29 protein-coding genes are annotated in these 24,554 nt (G+C 70.6%); 15 read left to right on the top strand and 14 right to left on the bottom strand.

What is annotated here, in order from left to right:
• The first annotated feature begins 11 nt into the window (after positions 1–11).
• Positions 12–317: a YrhB domain-containing protein gene (locus ACIG5E_RS06685; RefSeq protein ID WP_396531990.1), complete on the top strand. Its 306-nt coding sequence runs from the start codon at positions 12–14 to the stop codon at positions 315–317.
• Positions 314–1,405, top strand: a complete 1,092-nt coding sequence (locus ACIG5E_RS06680) for a YrhB domain-containing protein (protein ID WP_396531989.1) — start codon at positions 314–316, stop codon at positions 1,403–1,405. Before ACIG5E_RS06685 ends, ACIG5E_RS06680 begins: the two co-directional genes overlap by 4 nt.
• A 412-nt stretch (positions 1,406–1,817) precedes the next feature.
• Here ACIG5E_RS06680 and ACIG5E_RS06675 read toward each other — a convergent pair whose 3' ends face one another.
• From ACIG5E_RS06675 to ACIG5E_RS06660, 4 genes are read right to left on the bottom strand one after another with little or no spacing between them, the layout of a single operon-like run.
• Complete coding sequence (locus tag ACIG5E_RS06675) at positions 1,818–2,267, bottom strand: hypothetical protein (protein WP_396531988.1); 450 nt, start codon at positions 2,265–2,267, stop codon at positions 1,818–1,820.
• A 51-nt stretch (positions 2,268–2,318) separates the two neighbouring features.
• Positions 2,319–2,492 (bottom strand): hypothetical protein, encoded by a 174-nt coding sequence (locus ACIG5E_RS06670; RefSeq protein WP_396531986.1) that lies wholly within the window; start codon positions 2,490–2,492, stop codon positions 2,319–2,321.
• Positions 2,489–2,767, bottom strand: a complete 279-nt coding sequence (locus tag ACIG5E_RS06665; RefSeq protein ID WP_396531985.1) for a hypothetical protein — start codon at positions 2,765–2,767, stop codon at positions 2,489–2,491. Before ACIG5E_RS06665 ends, ACIG5E_RS06670 begins: the two co-directional genes overlap by 4 nt.
• Positions 2,764–3,159 (bottom strand): ATP-binding protein, encoded by a 396-nt coding sequence (locus tag ACIG5E_RS06660; RefSeq protein WP_396531984.1) that lies wholly within the window; start codon positions 3,157–3,159, stop codon positions 2,764–2,766. Before ACIG5E_RS06660 ends, ACIG5E_RS06665 begins: the two co-directional genes overlap by 4 nt.
• A 248-nt stretch (positions 3,160–3,407) precedes the next feature.
• On the opposite strand from ACIG5E_RS06660, the gene ACIG5E_RS06655 reads away from it, so the two are divergent.
• The 5 genes from ACIG5E_RS06655 to ACIG5E_RS06635 all read left to right on the top strand — a co-directional run bounded on the left by ACIG5E_RS06655 (position 3,408) and on the right by ACIG5E_RS06635 (position 6,814).
• Entirely contained in the window at positions 3,408–4,265 is an 858-nt protein-coding gene (locus ACIG5E_RS06655; RefSeq protein WP_396531983.1) for a helix-turn-helix domain-containing protein, read from the top strand.
• Positions 4,262–4,453 (top strand): DUF397 domain-containing protein, encoded by a 192-nt coding sequence (locus tag ACIG5E_RS06650; protein WP_396531982.1) that lies wholly within the window; start codon positions 4,262–4,264, stop codon positions 4,451–4,453. Before ACIG5E_RS06655 ends, ACIG5E_RS06650 begins: the two co-directional genes overlap by 4 nt.
• Positions 4,454–4,527: 74 nt before the next feature.
• Positions 4,528–5,445, top strand: coding sequence for an aminoglycoside phosphotransferase family protein (locus tag ACIG5E_RS06645; protein WP_396531980.1), 918 nt, complete (start codon positions 4,528–4,530; stop codon positions 5,443–5,445).
• 138 nt (positions 5,446–5,583) lie between these two features.
• The gene (locus tag ACIG5E_RS06640) at positions 5,584–6,357 is read left to right on the top strand and encodes an XRE family transcriptional regulator (protein WP_396531979.1); all 774 of its coding nucleotides are present in this window, start codon (positions 5,584–5,586) and stop codon (positions 6,355–6,357) included.
• Complete coding sequence (locus ACIG5E_RS06635) at positions 6,341–6,814, top strand: NUDIX hydrolase (RefSeq protein ID WP_396531977.1); 474 nt, start codon at positions 6,341–6,343, stop codon at positions 6,812–6,814. Before ACIG5E_RS06640 ends, ACIG5E_RS06635 begins: the two co-directional genes overlap by 17 nt.
• On the opposite strand, the gene ACIG5E_RS06630 is transcribed toward ACIG5E_RS06635, so the two are convergent.
• From ACIG5E_RS06630 to ACIG5E_RS06605, 6 genes are all read right to left on the bottom strand, one after another.
• Positions 6,802–7,368: an HD domain-containing protein gene (locus ACIG5E_RS06630; RefSeq protein WP_396532273.1), complete on the bottom strand. Its 567-nt coding sequence runs from the start codon at positions 7,366–7,368 to the stop codon at positions 6,802–6,804. The genes ACIG5E_RS06635 and ACIG5E_RS06630 overlap by 13 nt on opposite strands.
• A 152-nt stretch (positions 7,369–7,520) precedes the next feature.
• Positions 7,521–8,819, bottom strand: coding sequence for a serine--tRNA ligase (serS, locus tag ACIG5E_RS06625; RefSeq protein ID WP_396531976.1), 1,299 nt, complete (start codon positions 8,817–8,819; stop codon positions 7,521–7,523).
• A gap of 411 nt (positions 8,820–9,230) precedes the next feature.
• Positions 9,231–10,943, bottom strand: a complete 1,713-nt coding sequence (locus ACIG5E_RS06620) for a carbamoyltransferase (protein ID WP_396531975.1) — start codon at positions 10,941–10,943, stop codon at positions 9,231–9,233.
• Positions 10,940–11,755, bottom strand: a complete 816-nt coding sequence (locus tag ACIG5E_RS06615; protein ID WP_396531974.1) for a hypothetical protein — start codon at positions 11,753–11,755, stop codon at positions 10,940–10,942. The genes ACIG5E_RS06620 and ACIG5E_RS06615 overlap by 4 nt, the downstream gene beginning before the upstream one ends.
• Positions 11,752–12,882 carry a radical SAM protein gene (locus ACIG5E_RS06610; protein ID WP_396531973.1) on the bottom strand — a complete coding sequence of 377 codons (1,131 nt, stop codon included), beginning with the start codon at positions 12,880–12,882 and terminating at the stop codon, positions 11,752–11,754. The genes ACIG5E_RS06615 and ACIG5E_RS06610 overlap by 4 nt, the downstream gene beginning before the upstream one ends.
• A gap of 260 nt (positions 12,883–13,142) precedes the next feature.
• Positions 13,143–13,919, bottom strand: coding sequence for an SDR family oxidoreductase (locus ACIG5E_RS06605; protein WP_396531972.1), 777 nt, complete (start codon positions 13,917–13,919; stop codon positions 13,143–13,145).
• Positions 13,920–14,095: 176 nt separating this feature from the next.
• Between ACIG5E_RS06605 and ACIG5E_RS06600 the strand changes: the two genes are divergently transcribed.
• On the top strand, positions 14,096–14,950 hold the full coding sequence (locus tag ACIG5E_RS06600) for a helix-turn-helix transcriptional regulator (RefSeq protein WP_396531970.1): 855 nt from the start codon (positions 14,096–14,098) through the stop codon (positions 14,948–14,950).
• A 10-nt stretch (positions 14,951–14,960) separates the two neighbouring features.
• Here ACIG5E_RS06600 and ACIG5E_RS06595 read toward each other — a convergent pair whose 3' ends face one another.
• Positions 14,961–15,311, bottom strand: a complete 351-nt coding sequence (locus tag ACIG5E_RS06595) for a MerR family transcriptional regulator (protein ID WP_396531968.1) — start codon at positions 15,309–15,311, stop codon at positions 14,961–14,963.
• 105 nt (positions 15,312–15,416) lie between these two features.
• On the opposite strand from ACIG5E_RS06595, the gene ACIG5E_RS06590 reads away from it, so the two are divergent.
• The 5 genes from ACIG5E_RS06590 (at position 15,417) to ACIG5E_RS06570 (ending at position 20,167) form a co-directional block, all read left to right on the top strand.
• On the top strand, positions 15,417–15,899 hold the full coding sequence (locus ACIG5E_RS06590; RefSeq protein ID WP_396531966.1) for a hypothetical protein: 483 nt from the start codon (positions 15,417–15,419) through the stop codon (positions 15,897–15,899).
• Positions 15,896–16,420: a DUF6879 family protein gene (locus tag ACIG5E_RS06585; protein WP_396531965.1), complete on the top strand. Its 525-nt coding sequence runs from the start codon at positions 15,896–15,898 to the stop codon at positions 16,418–16,420. The genes ACIG5E_RS06590 and ACIG5E_RS06585 overlap by 4 nt, the downstream gene beginning before the upstream one ends.
• A 126-nt stretch (positions 16,421–16,546) precedes the next feature.
• On the top strand, positions 16,547–17,812 hold the full coding sequence (locus tag ACIG5E_RS06580) for an alpha/beta hydrolase (RefSeq protein ID WP_396531964.1): 1,266 nt from the start codon (positions 16,547–16,549) through the stop codon (positions 17,810–17,812).
• 676 nt (positions 17,813–18,488) lie between these two features.
• Entirely contained in the window at positions 18,489–19,298 is an 810-nt protein-coding gene (locus ACIG5E_RS06575; RefSeq protein WP_396531963.1) for a hypothetical protein, read from the top strand.
• 44 nt (positions 19,299–19,342) lie between these two features.
• Positions 19,343–20,167: a hypothetical protein gene (locus ACIG5E_RS06570; RefSeq protein WP_396531961.1), complete on the top strand. Its 825-nt coding sequence runs from the start codon at positions 19,343–19,345 to the stop codon at positions 20,165–20,167.
• Positions 20,168–20,271: 104 nt separating this feature from the next.
• On the opposite strand, the gene ACIG5E_RS06565 is transcribed toward ACIG5E_RS06570, so the two are convergent.
• Together ACIG5E_RS06565 and ACIG5E_RS06560 are read right to left on the bottom strand one after the other, a co-directional pair.
• The gene (locus ACIG5E_RS06565) at positions 20,272–20,904 is read right to left on the bottom strand and encodes a hypothetical protein (RefSeq protein WP_396531959.1); all 633 of its coding nucleotides are present in this window, start codon (positions 20,902–20,904) and stop codon (positions 20,272–20,274) included.
• 78 nt (positions 20,905–20,982) lie between these two features.
• Positions 20,983–21,873: a LysR family transcriptional regulator gene (locus ACIG5E_RS06560; RefSeq protein WP_396531958.1), complete on the bottom strand. Its 891-nt coding sequence runs from the start codon at positions 21,871–21,873 to the stop codon at positions 20,983–20,985.
• A gap of 70 nt (positions 21,874–21,943) precedes the next feature.
• Here ACIG5E_RS06560 and ACIG5E_RS06555 point away from each other — a divergent pair, with 70 nt between their 5' ends.
• Entirely contained in the window at positions 21,944–22,672 is a 729-nt protein-coding gene (locus ACIG5E_RS06555) for a hypothetical protein (RefSeq protein ID WP_396531957.1), read from the top strand.
• Between the two features lie 16 nt (positions 22,673–22,688).
• Here the strand turns inward: ACIG5E_RS06555 and ACIG5E_RS06550 are convergent, their stop codons facing one another.
• The gene (locus tag ACIG5E_RS06550; RefSeq protein ID WP_396531956.1) at positions 22,689–23,228 is read right to left on the bottom strand and encodes a GNAT family N-acetyltransferase; all 540 of its coding nucleotides are present in this window, start codon (positions 23,226–23,228) and stop codon (positions 22,689–22,691) included.
• Positions 23,229–23,358: 130 nt separating this feature from the next.
• On the opposite strand from ACIG5E_RS06550, the gene ACIG5E_RS06545 reads away from it, so the two are divergent.
• Positions 23,359–24,543, top strand: coding sequence for a sensor histidine kinase (locus tag ACIG5E_RS06545; protein ID WP_396531955.1), 1,185 nt, complete (start codon positions 23,359–23,361; stop codon positions 24,541–24,543).
• Positions 24,544–24,554 lie beyond the last annotated feature (11 nt).

Below are 24,554 nucleotides of genomic sequence, written 5' to 3'. Positions count from 1 at the left end.
GTTTGGCGTCGATGACGCGACAGGAAGTAATCGAGGCGGCGCGAGCCCGTCTTTCCGTTCTCTACCCCATGGCGCCGCCGACTATTGTGCTTCGGGACGAATGGATCAAGGAGTACAGGTGGGCTTGGAAGGTGGCATTCGACACCCAGGAGTACCTGGACACCGGCGACACCAGCACACGACCGATGAGCCGACACCTGTACGTTCGCAAGGACAACGGGGCAGTCGAGTTTATCTCGTCCGCATTGTCCGTCAAGCAGAGCAATTACTTCCTGGAAACCGGCATCTTCCCCCCGCCCCCGGACTCTGAGCTGTGAACGACACCACTGCCCGTACGCGGGCCTGGCTGCGACAGCTCTACGGGCCGGTGGTCGACCTCGCAACTGACCAGCCGGTCGCCGAAACCGAGCAGGCGTGGTGGTATGCCCTGCGCGCGTTGTCCGAACCCGGTTACAAGACCACGCCGATGCTCAACGCCTCCATCGTCGTGCCGAAGGATGGCTCGGCTCCTTTCCACCCGGGCAACAGTGACCCTTGGGGAGATGCGACGGCGCTCGCTCAGGACCCCAGTCCGCGCACTCGGCAGGACTGGGAGAACCGAGTCAATGCCCGGAGCTGTGTGGTAGCAGTGGACGCAGCCATCGACCAGGCGGCGATCAGTATGTTGCCGTGGAAGCCATACCATGAAGCGCCGGGCTGGTGGCCGCGGTTGATCCGCCGATACTTCACTGGCGCCGAAGTCGGCACCTGCGCGGACTGGGACGAGGTACTCACGGCTGTCGGCCAGGGAGGCCAGGACACGCGCGGTGTCGTGCGGATCCGTCGTGAGCTGGGTGGTTTCGAGGCAACCGGGCATCTGCTGTACGTCTACAACGACGGAACCCGCGTCACCGTGCTGGACGGACAGAGCGGCGGACTCGCCCGTCTCGAAACGACCGGGGTGCGCCAGCTCGCCCTGGCCCGTTTCCACCGACCGCGTGGTGGCGCATCCTCCGCCTCTCCACCGTGGCGGCGCGCCGCCACCGACCTCGCCTCAGCAGTGGCCAAGGCTGAGGCCTGGCTGGCTGAGCACTACCGCGGCGAGGTCGTTCTAGTCGATCACGGCGAACAGGACGATCTCGGCCGGGGTTGGCTTTTCGCGTGCAACAACCGCGCCTTTCTCGCGACCGGGGATTGGTCCCAGGGAATGTTGGATGCTGCCGTTGTAGTGCCGAAGGATGACACTTCACCCTTCGGACTACCCAACACCGACCCATGGGGCTGGCTGGACCGGTGGCTCGCCGACGGCGTGCCGGGCTGGATGAGATGGCCTTGCCGCCCGCTCCCGGCCAAGCGGCCTGGTTCGCACCTACCCTGGCGCGGCTGGGACCGGTCCTGGAAACGGCCGAGTTCGCCGACTGGCTGACCGCAATGGCCGGGGTGGTCCGCACCCCGGAGGGCGCTCGCATGTTGGCCTGGGTCCGCCGGCGTGACCGCCGAGGGCGGGAGAGCGTCGGCAGGCTGATCGCTGTGGCGCATACATCCAGGGGGCCGGTGCTTCTTGACGTTGCTACCGGCGAGGGAGCCGATATGGAGCATGAGGGCGTGATTTCGGTCCGGATCACTCGCTACCGGTGAACGTCGCCGTGTCGGGCCGTGGCCGAGTCCACGTCCCCTGCACCGGCGCGCTGGCGACCGCGACCGTTCCGGTCAGCGCCGCCTCGCCCGACAGCCCGTGGCCGAGCTCACCCGCGCCAGGACCACGGCCATCGTCGTCGCCGGCTGACCCGCGGAGCGGCGAGGCAGATCGACCCGGCGCCGCGCCGGGTCGACCTGCCTCACGCGGCCAGCGGGAACCAGCAGGCCATGGAGACCACTGCGGCCGACCACCCGAGGGCGACCGCCACCCGGCCGCAGTCAGGCCCGCAGGCACGCTGGAAGGCGGCGATCAGCGCGGCGATCGCCGCGACCGACATGAAGAGATAGGCGAGGCACCAGGCCCAGCTGCCCTGGTCCAGGGCCGCCAGGACGCCGAGGATCAGTAGCGGCACCCAAACCCCGGCAACCGTGAACCCGGCCGCCGCACAGGCAACCCGGAATCGGTCCTGGCGACGATAGAAGACCGGCACCGTGCAGACGGCGGCGGTCAGCAGCCCGACCATAGACAGGAACAGCAGGAACAGCCGCGCACTGACTCCGTACGCCACCATGATGAGCACCAGTGGCACCACGAACACCGCGCACGCCACCCCGGCCAACCACCGCGCACTCGCGGGAACCACGGCCATCCCCACCAGCACTTTGAACGCGTTCAAACCAAGCGTGCGGGGCGGGCGCGATCAGGTGGATTCGTCGCGGATCGCAGCGAGCACGCGCTGGCGGACCGCAGCGGCGGCATCGGGCAGCCAGCAGGCCAACTCGGCTTCGAGGCGGCGCCGTTCGGCGCGGAGGAGACGGGCCACAGGCGCGCGGGAACAGTGCTGGAACCACCAGTCCCGGAAGTGGTCGATCACGCGGGGTCCCCCTCAGCGGTGTTCGCCCAGCTGATGCGCAACTCGCAGTCCCCGAAGGGGAGAACGAGGAACGGGTTCGCGGCGAGGTGACGGATGACGTCGCGCTCGGCGCAGGGGCCGGTGAGGGCGTGCTCCAGGAGCTGATGCTGCCACCTGGGCATCGGGCGGAAGCAGATCGAGTTCCAGATGGATTCGAGGGCGTGGGGAATGAGGGTGCGGACCAACGGGGGCCTCAACCCGGGGATCTCGACGCGGATTTCGTGATCGGCCCTCACGCGGCCACCTCGCCCCAGACGATCTTGCCCACGGGCCGGCGCGGGCAGCAGCCCCAGTGCTTGGTGAGGGAGTCAACGAGGTGAAGGCCGCGCCCGGTCTCGCCGTCGAGACCGGGCGCCGAGAGGGCAGGGAGGCGGTCGCCCCGGGCGTCGTGGACCTCGATGCGGAGGCGGGTGGGGTCGACATCGAGGGCGAAGTAGATGAGGTGCCCGATCGGGGTGCCGTGCAGGACGGCGTTGGTGACGAACTCGGTGGTGACCACGAGCCCGGAGTCGAGGAAGCGGTCCCCGTGCGGGGTGGAGGAGAGCAGGGCGGCGAGCCGCTGGCGGGCGATCGCGGGCGAGCGGCGGCTGCGCGGGAGCCAGATAGTGGAGGAGGAGGTTCGAGACATGGCGAAGTCACCTTCCAGGGAGAGGGGTTGAAGCCATGCGACGGCCGGGCGGAGGCAAAGGAATGCCCGGCAGCAGATCCATCACGGTCACTCATGCGACCCAATGAGCTACTCCCTGTAGCATGCGACGCACTCGGGGGCTCATGCAAGCCCGCCTCCATGCAATTGCATGACATCGCAAGACCCCTGTGCTTACCGAAGGAGGTGGCAGACTGTGACTCGATGTCAACCAAGAGGGAGCGACGAGCGTGGACAGTCCAACCGTGCTGCGCCGTAGGCTCGGCTCCGAGCTGCGACGATTGCGCGAACGGGCCGATCTTCAAGCCAAGTTCGTTGCAGACGAACTCGGCTTCAGCGCGTCCAAGGTGTCGCGGATCGAGTCAGGCCAGACAACCCTGAAGGAATCCGACATCCGCGCGATGCTCGAACTGTACGGTGTCAGCGACGAGGTCGAACTGCACCAGTTCATCTCCCTGACCCGCCGCAGCACGCAACGCGGTTGGTGGCACGACTACGGGGACACCCTGCCGGAGTGGTTCCAGACCTACGTCGGCCTGGAGGCCGACGCCTCGCGGATTCGGTCATACGAGTCCGAGTTGGTGCCCGGCCTGTTTCAAACCGCCGACTACGCACGTGAGGTATTCCGGTCCTTCTGGCCGGAGCAGGACAGCGACCACATCATCGAGCGCCGCGTGAAGCTCAGAATGCAGCGCCAGGAAATCATTCGAGGCCCAGAGCCCCTCACCGTGCATGCCGTACTGTCCGAGGCGGTTCTCCGTCGCGCCGTTGGTGGCGCCGATGTGATGACGGAGCAGGTCAACCACTTGATCAAGGCCGCTCAGCAGCCGAACATCACTGTCCAGGTGCTCCCGTTCAGTGCTGGCGCACACCCGGCGATGGGCACGAACTTCCGCATCCTGTCGTTCTCCGAGGTTCCTGGCGAGATCGTCTTCTGCGAGTCAGTCACCAGCAGCCTCTACATCGAGAAGAAGTCTGACGTCGCTCGACACGAGCATGTCTTCGAGCACATAGCCTCGTTGGCGATGACTCCGACGGACTCCGCGTCTTGGATGCAGAAGTTGGCAACAGAAGGGTACGGAGTATGAACTGGCGCAAGAGCAGCTACAGCAACCCATCGGGCGGCGATTGCATCGAAGTGGCTGACTTCATACCGAGTGTTGTCGCAGTAAGGGACAGCAAGGACCCCCACGGCCCGGCCCTCGGCTTCACCCCGGAGGCCTGGCAGTCCTTCATCGACGGCATCCGCTCCGACGACTTCCCCACCAACCGCTGACGCACTCCCCAACGGGCGGCCCCGCGCACCACGCGGGGCCGCCCGTTTCCCGTACGTCCAACTACCCTTCCCCTATGCCCCACACCCCGACCGAGATCACCGCCGACCTCATCCGCGACCTCCTCCTCGACCAGCATCCCGACCTCGCCGACCTCCCCCTCCACCTCGGGGCGCGCGGCTGGGACAACCAGATGTGGCGGCTCGGGGACGACCTCGCCGTCCGGCTGCCCTGGGCGACGGACTCGGCGAGCGCCCTGTTACGCAAGGAACACGCCTGGCTGCCCGCCCTCCCGCAGCCGCTCCCCCTCCGGATCCCCGTCCCGCAGCGCCTCGGCGAGCCCTCCGAGCGCTTCCCCCACCCCTGGCTGATCACCACCTGGGTCCCGGGCGCCCCCGCCGACCGCGCCCCGGTCACCCGCGCCGCGACTGCAGCCCGCAGCCTGGCCGCCTTCCTCACCACCCTCCACCAGCCCGCCCCCGCCGACGCCCCCACCGGGCGCGACGCACGCGGAGGGCCGCTGGCCCACCACGCCGACCAGTTCACCAAGGGCCTCGCCGCGGCCACCGACATGGGGCTGATCCCCAACCCCGGCGCCGTCCGCGCCGTCTGGGACGACGCCGTCACCGCCCCGCCCTGGAGCGGCCCGGCCCTCTGGATCCACGGCGACCTCCACCCCGCCAACGTCCTCACCGCCGACGGCACCCTCTGCGGCGTGATCGACTTCGGCGAACTCTGCGCGGGTGACCCGGCCTGTGACCTCGCCGCCCCCTGGAACCTCCTCCCGGACGGCGCCGCCGACCTCTTCCACCAGGCCTACGAACCCGCCGCCGACCCCGCCACCCTGCGCCGCGCCCGCGGCTGGGCCCTCATCCGCGCCCTCGGCGGCATCCTCATCGGCGAGGCGGGCCGCCACAACCGCCCCGGTGGCAAGGCGACTTGGGGCCCGCCCGCCCACGCAGCCCTGCGCCGCCTCGTCGCCACCGCACCTTGAACGACGCACCGGTGGCCCCGCGCAGCGCGCGGGGCCACCCGCCAGTGGGTCACGCAGGCGGCAGGTCGGCCAAGATCGGCCGAGCCGCGGGCCAAGACGTCCTTGCAGGTCCCGACGGAGTCCGATTGGATATCCACTGTGAACGAGCGATTGCGCTCCGCACTCGCCCAGCGCGGTGTGCCTCCTGCGACACTTGCGACGGTCTGCGAGGTGGACCCCAAGACCGTGACCCGCTGGTTAGGCGGTCGCGTACCCCATGCCCGTCACCGGTGGACCGTTGCACACCACCTCCAGGTAGACGAGACTTTCCTCTGGCCGGAGCCCCATCCCCGAGCCGCACAGGTCACCGGTCCCGGTGCCGGCCTCGTGGCGACCTACCCCGACCGTGCCAGCGTCCCGCGGGAGATGTGGCTGTCCCTGCTCCTCGAGGCAGCGCAGCACATCGACGTGCTGGTGTTCTCGGGGACGTTCTTCGCCCAGTCGAACCCGCGGATCGCCACGATGCTGGCGCAGCGCGCGGCGGCCGGCGTGAACGTCCGGCTGTGCTTCGGTGATCCGCAGGGCCGCGCGGTGGCGATCCGCGGACGGGAGGAGGGCATCGGCGACGCCCTCGCAGCGAAGATCGGCGCCTCGCTGACCTACTACCGGCCGCTGCTGGGCACGCCCGGATGCGAGATCCGCCTGCATGACACCACGTTGTACAACTCGCTGTTCCGCTTCGACGACGACCTACTGGTCAACCCGCACGTCTGGGGCCGGCCGGCGTCCGCCAACCCGCTGCTGCACCTTCAGAGGGGCGGCGAGTTGGGTTGGTTCGACGGCTACGCTCAGAGCTTCGATGCGGTCTGGGGCGCTGCCCGGCCGTGGACCGACGACACGGAGGGGGCCCAGTCTCATGGCCGGCAGGACTGAGTACTACGGCGATCCGGACGCACCGGCCGCGAACTCGCTGGTCCCTGCGAGCAACCTGCTCGTGCAGAACGAGGCCGGCGAGATCCTGCTGCAGCGCCGGCGCGACACCGGGCAGTGGGCGCTGCCCGGCGGTAAGCAGGACATCGGCGAGTCCGCCGCCGACTGCGCGGTGCGCGAGTGCGAGGAGGAAACCGGGATCAAGGCGGAGATCACCGGGCTCCTCGGGGTCTACTCCAATCCGGAGCACATCGTCGTCTACAGCAGCAACGGCGAAGCCCGCCAACAATTCGAGGTGGCGTACATCGGCCGCCCGATCGGCGGTAGCCCGACGATCAACGATGAGGCCGACGATGTGCGCTGGGTGCGGCCGGGCGACCTGGACGACTATGACATCCACCCGAGCATGCGCCAGCAGATCGGCCACTACCTCAGCGGCCGGTACCCCTACCTCGGCTGACTCGCAAGAGCGAGCCGGTGTTCGGTGCGGGCCACTGCCGCCTCTAGCTCCGGCTGCGCGCGCTGGATGAACCGTCCTACCAGCGTGCCGGCTCCGTACCGGGTAACGATCTCCGTGACCCGGTCACGGGCGCTGGTCGGTGTCCCGTCCGGGGCGGTGGTCATGTCGCAGAAGATCAGAGCGTCCACCAGCACCTGGTCATCGACCATCGGGAACTCGTCCTCCAGCACCTCGCGCAGCCCGCGCTCCTCGGCTTCCAGCCGGGCGAGCGAGTGATTGGCCACCAGTCGCACGAGACGCGTGTCCGCGCCGTACGCGTCCCGCAGGAACCTGGCACCGTCGAGAGGGTGAAAGCCCGTCAGGGCCAGGCGGGGTGCGTAGCCGACATCGTGGAGCACCGCGGCGGCGACCAGCAGGCCATCATCCGGCCCGGCGATCGCAGCCAGTTGCGCCGCTCGGCGTGCCACTCCCTGGGAGTGCGACCACCGCCTCGACAGGGTGTCCGCCAGCTCCTGCTCGGCGATCCTCCATGCCCACTGGGCCAAGGTCTCCATCACGCTGTCGGCCTCCCCACCTGGTGCCTGGTCCATGCGTTGCTGCAGGAGGGCACGCACTGCCAGGGTCGCCGCCGAGGCGGCGACCCTGGCAGTGGCCGCTCCTGCGCTGTAGGCCCGGATGTGCTGTTCCGGGCCTACCGGCGGTACGACTACCTGGGTGCTGCCGGGGTCAGGGACTTGCAGCCGAGCCAGCGCTGCAGCACCGGCGGCACCGCGACAGTCCCGTCCGACTGCTGGTGCTGTTCCAGTAGGGCCGGCACCAGGCGGCTGGTGGCCAGCCCGGAGCCGTTGAGGGTGTGCACGTAGCCGGGCTTTCCCGTTGCGGGGCGGTAGCGAATGTTGCCGCGTCGCGCCTGGTAGTCCCGGGCGTTCGACACCGAGCTCACCTCGACGTAGCCGTCGATGCTGGGCAGCCAGACCTCGACGTCGAAGGTCTTGGCCATCGAGGCGCTGGTGTCCTCGGCGGCCAGCCGGGTGATTCGGTGGTGCAGGCCGAGTGCCTCGACCAAGTTGGCTGCCTTGGTGAGGAGTTCCTCGTGGGCGGTGTCGGAGGCGTCGGGGTGCGCGAACTGGAACATCTCGACCTTGTTGAACTGGTGGCCGCGAAGGGTTCCACGGTCGGCGGCGCGGTAGCTGCCGGCTTCGCGCCGGTAGCAGGGCGAGTAGGCGACGTACTTGCGCGGAAGTTCGTCCTCCGTCAGGACCTCGTCGCGGTGGAGGTTGACCAGGGCGGTCTCCGAGGTCGGCAGTAGGAACCGCTGCGGCCCGGCCGGACCCTGTTCGAGGGCGAAGACGTCATCGGCGAACTTGGGGAACTGGCCTGCGGCGTAGCCAGCCTGATAGGTCAGCAGGTGGGGCGGCAGGACCAGCTCGTAGCCGTCCTGAACGTGGGTCTCGATGAAGAAGTTGAGCAGTGCCCATTCGAGGAGAGCGCCGTTGCCGCGGTAGACCCAGTTGCCGGTGCCGCCGAGCTTGACGCCGCGCTCGTAGTCGATCAGCCCCAGCCGGCGGGCCAGATCGACGTGGTTGTGCGGATCGAAGTCGAAGTCCGGCCGGGTGCCGTGCTCGCGGACGACCTGGTTCTGTTCCTTGCCGCCGGTCGGCACGTCCTCGTCGGGCAGGTTGGGCAGTTGGTCGAGGAACGCCTGGCGCTCGCCGGCCAGAGCGGTGAGCTGCTCTTCGAGTGCGGCAAGGCGGGCACCGAGTTCGGTTGCCTCGGTGCGCTTGGCGAGGGCATTCGGGTCCGTCGAGTCGAGCCGCGCGATCTCGCGAGAGATCTGCTTGCGCTCGGCGCGTAGCGTCTCGACCTCGGTCGTGCCGTGCCGGTACTTCTCGTCCAGGGCGAGGAAGGCGGTGAGGTCGATGTGAACGGCTCGCTTCGCCAGCGCGCGCTCGACGCGCTGCGGGTGCTCGCGGATCACGGTGATGTCCAGCATTTCGGGTCCCATCGATCAGTCGGAGTGCGACGTGATCCCTTGGGGGCGTGGGCGAGAAGGGAACTCGCGGTGCCACCACGCCTTCGCCGCCACCCGAAGATGACGGCCTCGACAGCTCGATAACGGGAGCGAACCGGCGGGGCATTGGGCCGCGGCCGGCCGTTCCTCCCCGCACTCGGGAGGGGATTCACCCCAGGACGCGAGGCTGCCTTCACAGCTGCCGGCAGCTCTCTCGGCTCGCGTGCCCTGCGGCTACTTGTCTCCGTCAGCGCGTTGCCCAGAGGATAGAACTCCCAGGCGGAGCGAGCAACGCAGAATCGCCGTCCAGAATCGGCCGATCACCCTGAGTGGCGTCACGGTGGTGGTGTGAATCGCCGTCTTGCCAGCTCGCGCAAGGGGGCGGGGAGGATGCCGCCGAGGTGGTCAACGGGCGGTCTCCTCGATGACGTACGGGCCGGCCACGAGCGCGTCCAGGTCGCAGCGCAGGAAGGTGCTGACCGCATCACTCGGGGTGCAGACGATCGGCTCGTCCACGCCGTTGAACGAGGTGTTCAGCAGGACGGGTAGACCCGAAAGCTGGTGATAGGCATCGATGACGTTCCACAGCAGCGGGTTTGTGTCCCGGTGCACTGTCTGGACGCGGGCGGAGCCGTCCACGTGGACCACGGCTGGAAGGCGATCCCGCTGGTGCTGGCGCACCGTGCTGGTCGCCAGCATGTACGGGTAGACGAGTGCGCCGGCCGACTGCAGGGCGAAGAAGCCGTCGGCGTGCTCAGCCAGTACAGCCGGCGCGAACGGGCGGAACGCCTCCCGCTGTTTGATCATGGCGTTGATCCGGGAAGCGGTCGTGGCGTGTTGGGGAGAGGCCAGGATGCTGCGGGCTCCCAGCGCCCGCGGTCCGAACTCCATGCGGCCCTGGAACCAGCCGATCACCTTCTCCTCCCTCAGCAGCCGGGCGGCTTCTCGGTGCGGCTCGGCCGTGCGCCGCACCCGGTAGCGGTCGGCAGGGATGCCGCTCAGGGCCGAGCGGATGGTCTCCTCGTCGTAGGAGGGGCCGAGGAAGGCGTGTCGAAGCGGGCGCCGGACCGGGCCGGCCGAGGCGGCCAGCGCCGCGCCGATGGAGGTGCCGGCGTCGCCTGCTGCCGGCTGGATGAAGATCCGGTCGAACCGGCCCGAGGCGATCACCGTGGCGTTGGCGACGCAGTTGAGTGCGACGCCGCCGGCCAGGCAGAGGGATCGTCGCGGTACGAGGCGCTGGGCGAAGACGAGGTAGGAGCCGACCAACTGCTCCAGGAGGTGCTGGAGGGCGCGGGCGATGTCGCGGTGCCGATCGGTGATCGCGTCCTCGGGGCTACGGGGCGGCCCGAGGAGTTCGACCAGAGCGGGGCTGTACAGGTTGCGCTGGGTGCTGGGCCGGCGGTGGTGGTCGAAGTAGCGCAGGTTCAGGTGTAGTCGGCCGGTGCGCTGGGCGAACCAGGCGAGGCGCCTGATCCGGTCGAAGTACCGGGGGCCTCCATAGGCTGCCAGGCCCATCACCTTGTACTCGTCGCTCTGCGGCCGGAAGCCGAGGTAACGGGTCAGGGCGCTGTACAGGTATCCGAACGAGTGGGGATAGACGATGTGATGGCGCCTCGTCATCCGGCCGTCGGTGCCGTCGTAGATCGCGGCGGTCTCGTACTCGCCGCGGCCGTCGAGGGTGACCACCAGAGCGTCATCGAAGGGGGAGGTCAGGTAGGCGCTGGCGGCGTGCGCTCGGTGGTGCGGCACGGGCATGAGCGGCAGGTCGCCCGGTAAGAGACCGCTGCGGCGAACCACTTTGGGCAGCCTGCGCCGCGTGCGGTACTTGTCCAGGTCAGACAGCAGCGAGCCGATCGACGCCGGCGTGCCGTAGCGCAGGTTCGACGGCGCCAGGAGAAGGTGGAGCTTCGGATCGACGAACAGCGCGGCCTGGTCGAGGTCCTGCGGGTGGGCGCCGGCCAGGTCCAGGCAGGCCCAGATCGCCTGCTCGGGGAACACCTTCGTGTTCTTGATCCGATTCAGGCGCTCCTCTTCGACGGCGGCGACCACCGTCCCGTTGTGAACGATGGCCGCCGCCGCGTCGTGGCTACCGAAGTTCAGCCCCAGGGTCAGAGTCAACAGCGCCTGCCGATCCGCTCTGCGCTGCCGGTGCGAGGACCGGAGGGCCTTGAGCGTTGCGAGTTCCGGACGGTTTCGAGCACTTCGTTGACGTGCTCCGGTGAGGACATCGTGATGGCGATGGTCTCCACACGCGGGTCACGTAGCGCCCAGGCGAGAGGACGGAGTCTGCTGCTGACGGTGTGGGCGAGCGGATCGATCAGGGCGCCGCGGTTGAGCGGCGACATCCCGACGAAGCCGCGGCCGGCCTGCGAGATCTGGGCCAGATGGGAGATCGGCCAGGGTGAGGCGAGGTGGTACTGGGCGGCGACGGCCGTGATCGACTCCTCCCGCAGAGCGGCACGGACGGCCGCGGGGCCATGGCAGTAGGCGTAGACCGCATCGATCCGGCCGGAGGCGAACGCCACCTGGGCGCCATACCGGTAGAACTCCCTCAACGCCGCCTGATCATTGAGCAGTCCGGTCCGCTCTGTGCGTTTGAGATCAACTTGCAGCACCACGGCGTCGATCCGGCCGATTCCCAGCTGGCCAGTGGACATCTCGATGGCCGTGTTGATGCGCGCTTCGAGATCCCCCCGCAGCGGGCACTCCGCCTTGACCAGGTGGCGGAGCCCGGCGACCGGGCCGACCTCGTCCAGCACCTCCCGCACCGCCCACTGCGTGCCGAGGTGTGGGTTGGAGTGAATCGTGCGGACCCCGACCTTCAGCGCGGTACGCAGCGCTTCCAGTCCGGGCCGGGAGTCCTTGCCGGGCAGCAGACGGCCGGCGACGAACGTCGAGGTGCCGAAGCACAGGCGTTCCAGACCCGTCACATCTCTCCCCGTGCTTCCAGCGCCTCGCGGGTCAGGATGGTGCGGAAGTGCGCGATCGTCTTCTTCTCGCCGACGACCTTGTCGAACCGCAGCTCGCCGAGCTGGTCGCGGTAGTGCTTTCGGTTCGGATTGTCGATGTCGAACTGCTCGCTGTCGCGGTAGCCGGTCAGCCGCTTGAACGTCTCGCGCTTCTCGTCCAGGGACATCCCCCACAGGACCGGGGGGTTCTTCTGGCTGATGCAGACCGTCGTCATCCCGTTCGGGCTGATCCGTAGCTTCCAGCAGCCGCCGCACGGGTAGTCCCAGGAGAACATCGCGAGCACCGCGACCTTCACCCCGGTGTCGCCGATCTCGTAGTAGTTGTAGCTCGGGTTGTCGCCCTCGATCGACTCCCGCCGCACCGGCCGCAGCTCACCCGCTTTTGCGAGTGCTTCGAGGATTGCCTGCTCCTCCACAAATTGGTGCTTCCAGAATGCCTCGCCCTCGGCCCCGAGTTGGGCGGGGTTCGAGGGGAAGAACTGGTTCAGCTTGATCGCCAGCTGGCCCGCCCCTCCATTGTTGTTCAGCTGACGGGCGTAGTCGATGAAGGCGGGCAGCTCGTGAAGGGTGTCGCGCATCGTCACGCACGAGATCTTCGTCAGGGTCGGCAGCAGCTCGACCGAACGCTCGATGCTGCGCAGGGTGTCATCGTGAAAGCCCCGGCGGGTGATCAGCAGATTGCGCTGCTCGTCCAGGGTGTCGATGCTGACGATCGCCCGGGTCAGGCCGGCGTCGACCGCCTCCTCGATGAAGTGGTGCAGGCGGTAGCCGTTGGTCGTGACGATCTGCTGGTCATAGCCGATCTCCTTGCCGGCGCGCAGCAGATCCACGAAGTCGCGCCTCACGGTCGGCTCTCCACCGGTGTAGTGGACCCGCCGGAACCCGATGTCGTAGCCGGCCTGCAGGACCTCGATCGCCTCCTCCAGCGAAGGCTGAACGATGACTCCCTGCTTCCCCTCCGGCAGGCAGTACTGGCAGCGGATATTGCAGCGGGACGTAATGCCGAACCGGAGGTTCCATTTGCGCATACCGGGCGAGTACCGGTTGTCCATCACCTTCAGGGTTGTCTGCCTGACTTCGCGCTTCATGGGCACCTGCCTTTCAGGGGAATGCCGTCCGGGAAGAGGGCTGCGCGACTTGCGCCGGCTCCAGAAGCAGCGCTGTTTTCAGGCTGCGAGTACCTTGCGCCGTCGGAACGGAGAATTTTCCCTGATTCTGGCGGGCCTACTGGGTGCCTTCCAACCACGTTTCGGGACGCTCTGGGGACGTCCCGAAACGAATCGAGGCTGCCTGGCGTACCCACCTGGGTGGCCCCGCGCAGCGCGCGGGGCCACCCGTTTCGGACCGCTCAACTGGCCTGGCCGGTCGGCATGATGGTGACCTGCTGGAGGTTCACCCGCGGCGGCAGCATCGCGATGACGCCGACCATCTGCGCGACGTCATCCGGCGTGAGCCACTCCATGGTCTCCCGCGAACCCTCCAGCCAGTCCCTGGCGTCCTGGTCGGTGACGTGGCTCTGCAGCTCGGTGGCGACGATCCCCGGCTCCACCGCCGAGACGCGCACCTTCTTCGGGCCCAGCTCGGTCCGCAGGTGACGCGACAGGTGGGAGACGTACGCCTTGGTCCCGGAGTAGACCGCGAAGGTCGGGAAGATGTTCTGCGCCGCGATCGACGAGGTGTTGACCAGATCGGCCACCCCGCGCTCGGCAGCGGCCTTGACCAGCTGCGGAGTGAAGGCACCGATCGCGTTCATCAGGCCGGTGATGTTCAGGTCGATCTGCTGCTTCCACTGGCCCGTCGCCCGCTCCTCGATCGGAGAGGGCAGCATGACGCCGGCGTTGTTCAGCAGCAGGTCGGCACCGCCGAGCTCGGCCTCCACCCGGTCGGCGGCGGCCTGCACGGCGGCGAGGTCGGTCACGTCGACCGCGATCGCCAGCGCGCTGCCGCCGTTCTTCTCGATCCGCTCGACCAACTCCGCCAGCCGCTCGGCCCGCCGCGCCAGGACGACAACGCGGGCACCCAGAGCCGCCAGGCGCTCGGCGGACGCCTCACCGATGCCGCTTGAGGCACCGGTGACGACGGCGACGCGACCGACCAGCGGCTGGGACGAGGTGTTCGTAGACATGTTGCTTTCCCTCCAAGGGAGTTACCGAATCTTCCGGCCGATCCCCGTCGGCCGCAGATCCAGTACAGCCCCCGAACCAGCCCCCCAGGACGCCATAACTGGCCCTGCCCAGGCAGGTACTACCAGGGCCACCCAAGGCCCACCACAACCCCGCCGCCACACCGACAATGGACTCCATGGACCGCACCAAGGAAATCGCCGGCTTCCTGCGCTCACGCCGCGCACGCGTCACCCCCGAGGAAGCCGGGCTGCCCTCCGACGGGCGCGTCCGCCGCGTACCCGGCCTGCGCAGGGACGAGGTGGCCCGCCTGGCCGGCGTCAGCACCGAGTACTACACGCGCCTGGAGCAGGGCCGCGCCCTCAACCCGTCCCGCGAGGTCGTCGACGCGATCACCCGCGCGCTACGCCTGGACGACACCGAACGCGAACACCTCACCGACCTCCTGCACTCCGGCACCCAAGCCCCTCGCCGCGCACCCGCCAGGGCGCAGCGGGTCCGGCCGGGCCTGCACCTGATGCTCGAAACCCTCGACCACGTACCGGCCTTCATCCTCGGCCGGCGCACCGACGTGCTGGCTTCCAACCGGCTCGCCCGGGAGGTGCTCACGGACTTCGACGCCCTGCCCGCCACCCGCCGCAACCTGGCCCGCTACTACCTCCTGGACCCCCGGGCACGCGAGCGCGTGGGGGACTGGGAGCGGATCGCCGCCGAGACCGTGGCCATCCTCCGGCTCGAAGCGGGCCGCTACCCGCACGACCGCCGGCTCGCCGACCTGGTCGGCGAACTCACCATTCAGTCACCGGAGTTCACCGGCTGGTGGAACGACCACCGGGTGCTGCGCCGCACCCACGGCGCCAAGCACTACCACCATCCGCTCGTCGGCGACCTGCACTTCTCCTACGAGTCCTTCCAAGTCCCCGGCGACGCCGAGCAGACGCTGTGCGTCTACAACGTCGAGCCGGGATCCGAAACCGCCCAGTCCCTCCGGGTGCTGGCCAGTTGGACCGCACCCGGGGTCCCCACCGGCTGACCCAGCCGACTCAGCCCCGCAGCGGGCATCCGGTGCCCACGCGCGCATCGAGGTCCGCCCGGAGCGATGCGAGTTCGGCCATGCGCTCGTCGATGATCCGGATCTTCTCCCGCAGCAGCGCGGACAGCGCCTCCGCGCCATCGGGCGCGTCGCGCAGCTGCGCGCCGTGCTGGGCGATCTCGGCCAGCGTGAACCCGAGCGTCTGCGCGGTGCGGACGTAGTGCAGCCAGGTCACCGCCTCCGGCGGGAAGTCGCGATAGCCGTTGGCCTGCCGACGTCCTTCGAGCAGGCCGATCTTCTCGTAGAACCGAACGGTGTCCCTGCTGACGCCCGCCTGCGCGGCCAGCTCCCCGATCCTCATGACCCTCCGCCGAACGTTCTCGCCGAACTGTGGGCTTGACCTTGGACAGTACTCCACTGTCTACCGTGAGGCCGTCGCCCCACAGAGACCGGCAGGAGCCCCCTCGTGATCCGTCAGCCCGACCCACTCGCCCCGCCCCGCACCGCCGCCTACCTTCGGCTCGTACGTGCGAGTGCCTGGTACGACCTCGTCGTCACGGCGGGATTCGCGACGCCGTGGACGTACGCACTGCTGCACGGCGCGCTGTCGTCGCTCGGCACACGGTTCGGGCTGGGCGCCCTGCCCGCCCTCGATCCGGTCCAGACCCTGTACGCGAACCTGATGGGCTCGGTCGTGGTGGTCTGGGCGCTCCTGCGGATCGTCCAACCCCTGCCGCTGCACGGCCTGTTGGACGGAATCGCGCGTACGCTGTTCGCCGCGTGGCAGGCGTACGCGCTGGCCCACGGCGCCACCCGGGTGCTGTGGCTCTTCTTCGCCGTGGAGGTGACGTTCGGCGCCGTACAGCTCCTGCCCTGGTGGCGGGACCGCGCCGAACTGATCCCCCTCGTCCGCCGCAACGATCCCGACCCCGCGAGAGGTGTGCGATGACGCAGAACGTGCCGGACTTCTCCGCCCTGTTGAACAGCGCGCAGCGAACGGCCGTCCACCTGGAGATGCGTGACGTCTACGGCGTCGCCGACGAGGCCGCCGCCTTCGAAGAGTTCAAGCGCTCCGGCGCGGTCGACCTCGATCCCGACTCCGAGTTCTGGGCCGGCTGGCTCCCTCTGGTGCGGGAGACCGTCGCCCGTGGCGTGGTGCTGCGGCGGGCCCGGATCGTCTCCGAGCCCGTGACCGACTACATCCGCTGGGAGCACGCCCTGACGGCGGCGAACATCGCGGCCGGGGAACGGGTCCGCTGGCTTCCCCGCCGTCTCGCCTCGGACCTCGCCCTCCCGGGCAACGACCTCTGGCTGATCGACGACCGCCTGGTCCTCTTCCACTGGTTCACCGGTGACGGCGCCTGGGCCGGCCACGAGTTCACCGACGACCCCGCCGTGGTGAAGACGGTCTCCACCGCCTACGAGGCCGCCTGGGAGCGCGGGATCCCGCACGAGCGCTTCACCGTCTGACGGCGCGCGAACAAAGCGACCCGGAGGCTCCGGCTCCCCGCCGGCTCCCAGCATCCGATCAGCGGACGACCAGCGGACGGTCAGCTTCTTTAGCCCCTTCTCATCCGCCGCGCCTAGCCTCCGCGCATGAACGTCTCCCTGCTCGACGGCTGGTTCCCCTGGACGGTCCAGGCCGCCGCCCTCGCCCTGCTGGTGGCCACGGTGGGCTGGCGGGACCGGACCTGGCAGCGCAAGTGGGGGCCGATCGCGCTCGGGACGGCGCTGGCGATCACCGCGGTCCTCGCCGTCGGGGTGCTCACCCTGGGCGGGATCACCGACCCGATCCCGTTCGGGGTGTGGCTGTGGAGCGGGGTGGCGATCGCGGCGTTCTCCGTGCTGGGCTTCGGCTGGCGCGGCGCGAAGTGGTGGCGGCGGGCGCTGGTGGCGCCGACCGCGCTGCTGGCGCTGTTCTGCGCCGCGAACAGCGTGAACATCGCCACCGGCTACTACCCGACGATCGACGACGCGATCGGCGAGCTCAGCGGACAGCCGCTGCCGGACCAGATCACCCTGGCCGAACTCGGCTCGATCCACGGCAAGACCAAGACCGGCCGCATCGTCCAGGTCGACATCCCGGACACCGCGAGCGGCTTCGCCCACCGCCAGGAGCTGGTCTACCTGCCGCCCGCCTGGTTCCGCAGCCAGAGCCGGCCCAGGCTGCCGGTGCTGGAGATGATCGGCGGCGAGTTCGCCGCGCCGGACAACTGGATCCGCTCCGGCAACGCGGTGAAGACCGCCGACGAGTTCGCCGCCAAGCACAACGGCTTCGCCCCGATCCTGGTCTTCGTGGACGCCACCGGCGGCTTCCGGGTGGACACCGAGTGCGTGGACGGGCCGCACGGCAACTCCGAGAGCCACCTGCTCAAGGACGTACCGCCGTACATAGAGAAGACCTTCAACGCCGCCACCGACCCGCACAAGTGGGGCGTGGCCGGCTGGTCGATGGGCGGCACCTGCGCCGTCGACCTGGTCGTCGAACACCCCAACCGCTTCACCCACTTCGGCGACTTCTCCGGGGACAAGGGCCCGTACATCGGTGACAAGGACCACACCATCCAGGAGCTGTACGGCGGCGACGCGGCGGCCTGGGCCGCCCACGACCCGCTGACCGTGCTCGCCCACCACCCCAAGTACCAGGCCGTCTCCGGCTTCTTCGGCCAGGGCGACGAGGAGCACGGCCAGATCGAGTCCGCCAAGGCGCTGGAGGCGGCCGCCAAGCGGGACGGCATCCGCACCACCTCCGTCGTCGGCTCCGGCAAGCACACCTGGCAGACCGGCGCCGCCACCTTCACCCAGGCCCTGCCCTGGCTCGCCGCCCAACTCGGCGTCCCGGGCACCCACCCGCAGCCCTGACGACCGGGCGCCCCTCCGGCCGTAACGGCCCGGAGACCCACCCGCAGCCGTAACGGCCCGGGCGCCCCGCCGGTCGTAACGGCCCGGTCCGGATTCCGTCCGGATTCCGTACCGTCCGTACCCGAACCGCCACCCTGTGCGGACGCCCCGACACGGACCGTGGGTGGGATCACACCCGCCCACGGCCAGGGGAAAGCCTTGGCATCGGCCGCCCCGCCCGTCCGGGCCGACGCCGCTCCGGACGGGCACGACCCACCGCCGAACCACGCGCCCGGCAAGGGATCCGCCGCGCCCGGCGGCGTCCGGGCGCGGGCGGATCCGCCGAGCGCACCCGCGCCCCGCCCATCTCTTCCGCCGCGGCCGCACACATGTTCCCCACCAGCCCGCTGCAACTGCCGCACTCCCCCGGCCCCCGGCAGGAATCCCGCTTTGCTCCCGGCGCCCCCGTGTCATAAGTTTCGTCCGCCGTCAACGCAGCACCCGCTCTGACCAACCATCAGACCTGCGGTGAGCTGCGGAGCCAGGGGGCCTGACGGCAGCACGAAACGGGGGAGGAACAGCCATGTCGAGTGCCCGCAGCCACGGGTCGACCGGGCGGCGAGGACGGGCGGCCGAAGCGTCACCGGTCCCGGCCTCCGCCCCGAACCACGACACCGGACACGCGAGGAATCGTCAGTTGCGCAGCAGCACCCGACTGGTCACCGCCACCACCGCCGCCCTGCTCTGCGTGGGCGCCCTGAGCGCCTGCGGCCCGGACAACAGCGGCCAGGACGGCGGCAAGACCGCCGCCCCCGCACCGACCAGCGCCGCACCGACCGGCGCCGCACCGACCGGAGCGCCCGCCACCGGGGGCAGCACGTCGAAGCCGGACGCCGACGGCAAGACCCTCCCGGCCAAGGCCTGGATGGACAACAAGAGCATCCCGATGGACGAGACCTACCACTACGCCCCGCTGGCCGCCAACGCCAAGCCGGTCACCGGAGCGGTCACGTTCAAGGGCATGGAGCTGTGCCACGCCGCGCCCACCAAGGACCAGGAGGGGCAGTTCACCGGCACCGCCGCCAAGGCCTCGGTCGGCTTCGGCGGCGACCGCTGGACCGCCCAGCAAACCCTGCTCGTCCACGGCGACCCGACCCACAGCAGCGGCACCAAGCAGCTGACGAACCTGGCGGAGGGCAACCTGACGGACGCGCTCAAGGCCTGCGCCAAGACCGCACCCGGCGCCACGGTGAAGGTCAACAGCGCGGACGGCGCGCCCTACTTCGCCGCCGTACTCACCGTCCCGCAGCAGGACGGCTCCACCACCACCCTGCACGAGTACGTCACCACCGACGGCGGGTGGGTCAGCGAGCTGTCCGTCTGGGCCGTCACCAAGGGCGGTGCCCAGCCGAAGGACGCCTGGAAGGGCCCGGAGGACAAGTACGTCGCCACCGGCATGAGCGCCCCGCTGTGCGAGGCCTTCCCGGGCTGCGACGGCCACCAGTGACCCCGGCCCCGAACCACGACACCGGACACGCGAGGAATCGTCAGTTGCGCAGCAGCACCCGACTGGTCACCGCCACCGCCGCCGCCCTGCTCTGCGTGGGCGCCCTGAGCGCCTGCGGCCCGGACAACGGCGGCCAGGACGGCGGCAAGACCGCCGCCCCTGCACCGACCGGCGCCGCACCGACCGGCGCCGCGCCCACCGGAGCGCCCGCCACCGGGGGCAGCACCGCCAAGCCCACCGGCGGAGCGTCCAAGCCCGCCGACGGCAAGGGCATTCCGGCCAAGGCCTGGATGGACACCAAGAGCATCCCGATGGACGAGACCTACCACTACGCCCCGCTGGCCGCCAACGCCAAGTCGGTCACCGGATCGTCCGATTTCAAGGGCATGCAGGTGTGCCACTCCTCGCTCTCCAAGGATGACGAGGACCTCTTCACCGGCGGCACCGCCAAGGCCATGGCCTCGGTCGGCTTCGGCGGCGACCGCTGGACGGCGCAGCAGACCCTCTTCTTCTTCGGCGACCCGACCCACAGCAGTGGCACCGGCCAGAGCGTCGGCTTCATCAAGGACCGCCTCACCCAGTACGTCAAGGACTGCGGCAAGACCGCGCCGGGCGCCACCGTGAAGATGTCCACCGCGGCCGACGCGCCGGACTTCGCCGCCACCCTGACGGTCCCGCAGGCGGACGGCTCCACCGTCACCCTGCACGAGTACGTGATCAACGCGGGCGGGACGGTCAGCGAACTGTCCGTCTGGGCCACCACCAAGGGCGGCGCCCAGCCCAAGGACGCCTGGAAGGCACCCGAGGACAAGTACGTCTTCACCGGTATGACGGCCGCGCTCTGCGAGGTCCTTCCGGGCTGCGACTAGATCCGGGCTGCTGATCCGAGCAGCCCCGCACCACCCACACAGACGGCCGCCCGGTCCGTCCGGCACAGGGGACCGGACGGACCGGGCGGCACCTTTTCAGGTGCTCACAGGCCCAGGCGACTGAGCGCCGTGGTCCAGTCGCTGGCGATCGCGCTCCGGGCGGCATCCAGGGTCACCTTGTGGCCGCACACCGCGTTCTTCAGTCTGGTCTCGACCGAGTCCTTGCTCTGCGCGGGCTCGTTGCCGTAGCGCGGCTCGGGCCACAGGTTGCGCGGGTCACGCGGCGCGCCGCCGAGCTCCAGCGGCACGAAGTGGTCCTCCTCGTAGTCGGCCGGGTTGGTGTCCGAGTAGCCGTACTGGGCGATCTGCTGGATCTTCAGCGCGTTGGTGTAGCTGACCGGCGGGCGCACGGTGGCCGTCCAGCCGGAGACGCAGATGGTCCGGCCGATGGTGGCCTGGGTGACCGCCGGGTTGTACGCGCCGGGGGTGCAGGACGGGTCGGGCAGCGGCAGGTGGGCCTGCGAGCAACTCGCCGTGAGCGTACCGGACTTGACCGGCTTGTGCTTGGCCTGGGCGGCGGCCGGGGCGGCGGCCTGCGCGGCGGCCTGCGCGGTGCCGGTGGCGAGCCCGGCGGCGGCGAGGACGGCCACCGTGGCGACGACGGTGAGACGCTGACGGAGCATCATGAGGGCGCTCTCCTGGACCGGCCCGGCCGATCGCCGGGCGACTGTGCCCATGACAGCACCGTCCGCGCGACCACCGTCAGCCCCGGGATGTGAACGAGTGGTGACCACCCCTCCACATCCGCACGCGCGTCAGTCGACCAACAGCCGTGCCAGCAGCGCCGCCGGCCCCTCCGGCAGGCTGCCGTGGACGAGTTCGGTGCGGTGCACCAGCCGGGGCGCGGCGATCGGCGCGTGGTCGACGCCGGGCGCCCGGGCCACCACCGGCTCCGGCAGCAGGGTGAGCCCGTGTCCGGTGGCGACCAGGGCGAGCAGCCCGTGCAGGTCGGTGCCCCGGTAGCGGGTGGCGGGCCGGAAGCCGTCGGTGCCGGTGGCAGCGCGCAGCCGGGCGGCGGTCGGGGCGAGGTCGGGGGCGTCCAGCCAGCGTGCGGCCGACAGGTCGGCGAGGGCGAGGCCGGTGCGGCCGGCCAGCGGGTGCCCGGCCGGCAGGGCGACGGCGACGGGCTGCTCGTCCACCGCGACGGTGGTCAGCGGGCCGACCTCGGGCAGCGGCAGCGGATCGCTGGGCGCGGCCAGGCCGTCGATCAGCGCGAGGTCGACCTCACCGGTGGCGACCCGGGCCGCCAGCACGTCCTGGGCGAGCACCCGGACCACCGGTTCCACCTGCGGGTACGCCCGGCGCACCTCGCCGAGCGCGCGCCCCAGCGCCGCCCCGACCGCCAGCGGGGTGGCGCCGAGCACCAGTCGGGCACTCGGGGCACCGGCCAGGCGTGCGACGTCGGCGCGCGCCGCCTCCAGCCGGACCAGCAGCGGCACGGCGTGCTCCAGCAGCCGCCGCCCGGCCACGGTCGGGCCGACCGGGCGGCGCACCAGCAGGGCGGTGCCGAGGTCCGCCTCCAGCGCGGCGATCTGCTGGGACACCGCGGACTGGGTGTAGCCGAGCTCCCGGGCCGCCTCGGAGAAGGAGGCGAGCCGGGCGACGGTGGCGAAGGTGCGCAGCTGCTGCGGATCCACGGTGGCCATCAACCGATCTGATCGATAGGTAAGAAATCATCGTTGGCGCTGATCTCGGGTGCGGGGTCAGGATAGCCCCATGACCTACCTGACCCCGCGGATCGCCCTGGTCGGCGACCGCTCCCCCGCCGTCCGCTCGCACGCCCGCATCCCCGGCCTGCTCGACGCCCTCGCCGACCGCGACCAACTCGTCCTGGACGCCTACTGGATCCCCACCGAGGACGCCGGGGCGCCCGGCGCCCTCGACGGCTTCGACGCGGTCTGGCTGCTGCCCGGCAGCCCGTACCGCAGCGAGGCGGGCGCCCTGGCCGCGATCCGGACCGCCCGCGAGGGCGGCATCCCCTTCCTCGGCACCTGCGCCGGGTTCCAGCACGCGGTGCTGGAGTACGCCCGCAACGTCTGCGGCCTCACCGACGCCGTCCACGGCGAGGAGGAACCCGACCGCGAGCAGCAGGTGATCGTGCCGCTCGCCTGCTCCCTGGTCGGCCACGAGGGCACCGTCGTGATCACCCCCGGCACCCTGGCCGAGCGCGCCCTCGGCGCCACCGACACCCTGGAGCGCTACCACTGCTCCTACGGCCTCAACGCCGACTACCTGGACCGGCTGCGCGCCCACGGGCTGCGCTTCAGCGGGGCGGACGAGTCCGGGCAGGTCCGGGTCCTGGAACTGCCCGGGCACCCGTTCTTCCTCGCCTCGCTGTTCCAGCCCGAGCTGTCCGGCGACGGCACCCGGGCCCATCCGATGATCCGCGCCCTGGCCGCGGCCGCCGTCGCCCACGCGGCGCTCGGCGAGGCGACGCCCGCCTGATCGAACGGGCAGCCCGTCACATCGGCAGTGAGCGCAGCCGCACCGGCCCCTCCGGCCACCCGGCGTCCGCCGTCAGCGGCCGCCACATGGTGCACAGCGGCATCACCGCGAGCCGCCGCTGCGGCTGTTCGACCGTCACCTCCTCGGCCACCTCGCGGAAGCCCAGCCCCCGGTAGAACACCGCCAGCGGCGGGCGGCAGAACAGCAGCGCGTACCGGAAGCCGAGCGCGCGCCCGTGGTCCAGGGCGGTCCCGACCACGGCGTGCGCCAGGCCCTCGCCCCGCCGCTCGGCCGCGACGCACACCCCGCCGACGCCGATCGCCTCCAGGTCGGTGCCGCCGACGGTGAGCGGGACGGGGAGCAGCCCGGTGTGGGCGATCAACCGGCCGCCGGCGGCCCGGATGCCGAAGTGGATCTCCTTGGGCAGGAAGGTCAACCCGGTGTAGGCGACGCCGTACGGGTCCTCGCCCGGGCCGAGGATCACGTCCTGGTCGGCGCGGGAGTACTCCTCCAGCCGCTCGACGGCCAGCGGTTCAGCAGAAAAACGATCATTCATCACTTGATGCTCCCTTCCCAGCGGAGCGCCGTCCAAGTCCCGTCCCGGCCACCTGATACCGGCCACCTATACCGGCCATCCCGGTCGGAAGATCATCCCGGGACACCCCCGGTGTGGAAGCATGCCCCTCATGCGCCAGCCCACCGACCAGCCGGCCGACGACCTCCTCGCGGCACCGCTGCCCGGCCCCCTGCTGCGCCTGCCCCGCCCGGTCCGGACCCTCGGGCCGACCGCCGTGGTGCTGCTGGTGCTGGTCCCGCTCGCCGCGCACGATCCGGACTTCGGGCCGACGGGCTCGCCGCCGACCAACGCGGCCCTGATGGCCTTCGGCGCCCTCGCCCTCGCCTTCCGCCGCCGCTTCCCGGCGGCGACCGCCGCCGCCACCCTGCTGAGCGGCCAACTCCCGCTCGCCGTCGCACTCTACGGGCTGACCGCGCGACGCGGCGCCACCCTGCTGCTGTACGTCCTGGCGGTGCTGTCGGAGGTGCGGCTGTTCGTCCCCTTCGACCTCGGGGACGTCAGCACCCCCACCGCGCTGGCCAACCTGATCGAGGACCCACTGGTCTTCGGCGCCGTCCCGCTCGCCCTGGGCCTGACCGCCCACCAGCGCGCCCGCACCGTCAGCGTGCTCGCCGAGCGCAACCGGCTGCTGGTGGAGGCCCGCCGGCACGCCGAGGAACGAGCCGTGGCCGCCGAACGCGCCCGGCTCGCCCGGGAGATGCACGACGTGGTGTCCAACCGGGTCTCGCTGATCACCCTGCACGCGGGCGCCGGGCAGGTCGCCCAGGCCGACGACCCGGCCGCCGTCCGGGAGACCCTCGGCCTGATCCGCGCCCTGGGGCTGCAGGCGCTCACCGAACTGCGCGGCCTGCTCGGGGTGCTGACCCCGGCCTCCGACCAGGCGCCCTCGCTGCGCGGCCTGCCCACCCTGGTCGAGGAGTCCCGGCAGGCCGGACTCGCGGTGGGCCTGACCGTCACCGGCCCGGACGACGGGCTGCCCGCGCCCGGCCCGAAGGTGCAGTACGCGGCCTACCGGATCGTCCAGGAGGCGCTGACCAACGCCCACAAGCACGCCCCGGCCGCCGAGGTGGCCGTCACGGTCGCGGTCGAACCGGACGGGCTGCGCCTGGCGGTGGTCAACTCTCCCGCCGAGCCCGCCGATCCGGACGACGCGGGGCCGGGCCTGCCCTCGGGCGGGCACGGCCTGGACGGCATGCGCACCCGCGCCGACGACCTCGGCGGCACCCTGCACGCCGGCCCGACCCCCGAGGGCGGCTTCGCCGTCCGGGCCCGGCTGCCGCTGACGGTGGCCTGAACCCGGCCCGA

The sequence above is a fragment of the Kitasatospora sp. NPDC053057 genome, assembly GCF_044546945.1.
Classification (GTDB): domain Bacteria; phylum Actinomycetota; class Actinomycetes; order Streptomycetales; family Streptomycetaceae; genus Kitasatospora.
The sequence above is the reverse complement of the archived record's forward strand: the minus strand, read 5'-3'. Positions and strand labels throughout refer to the sequence as shown.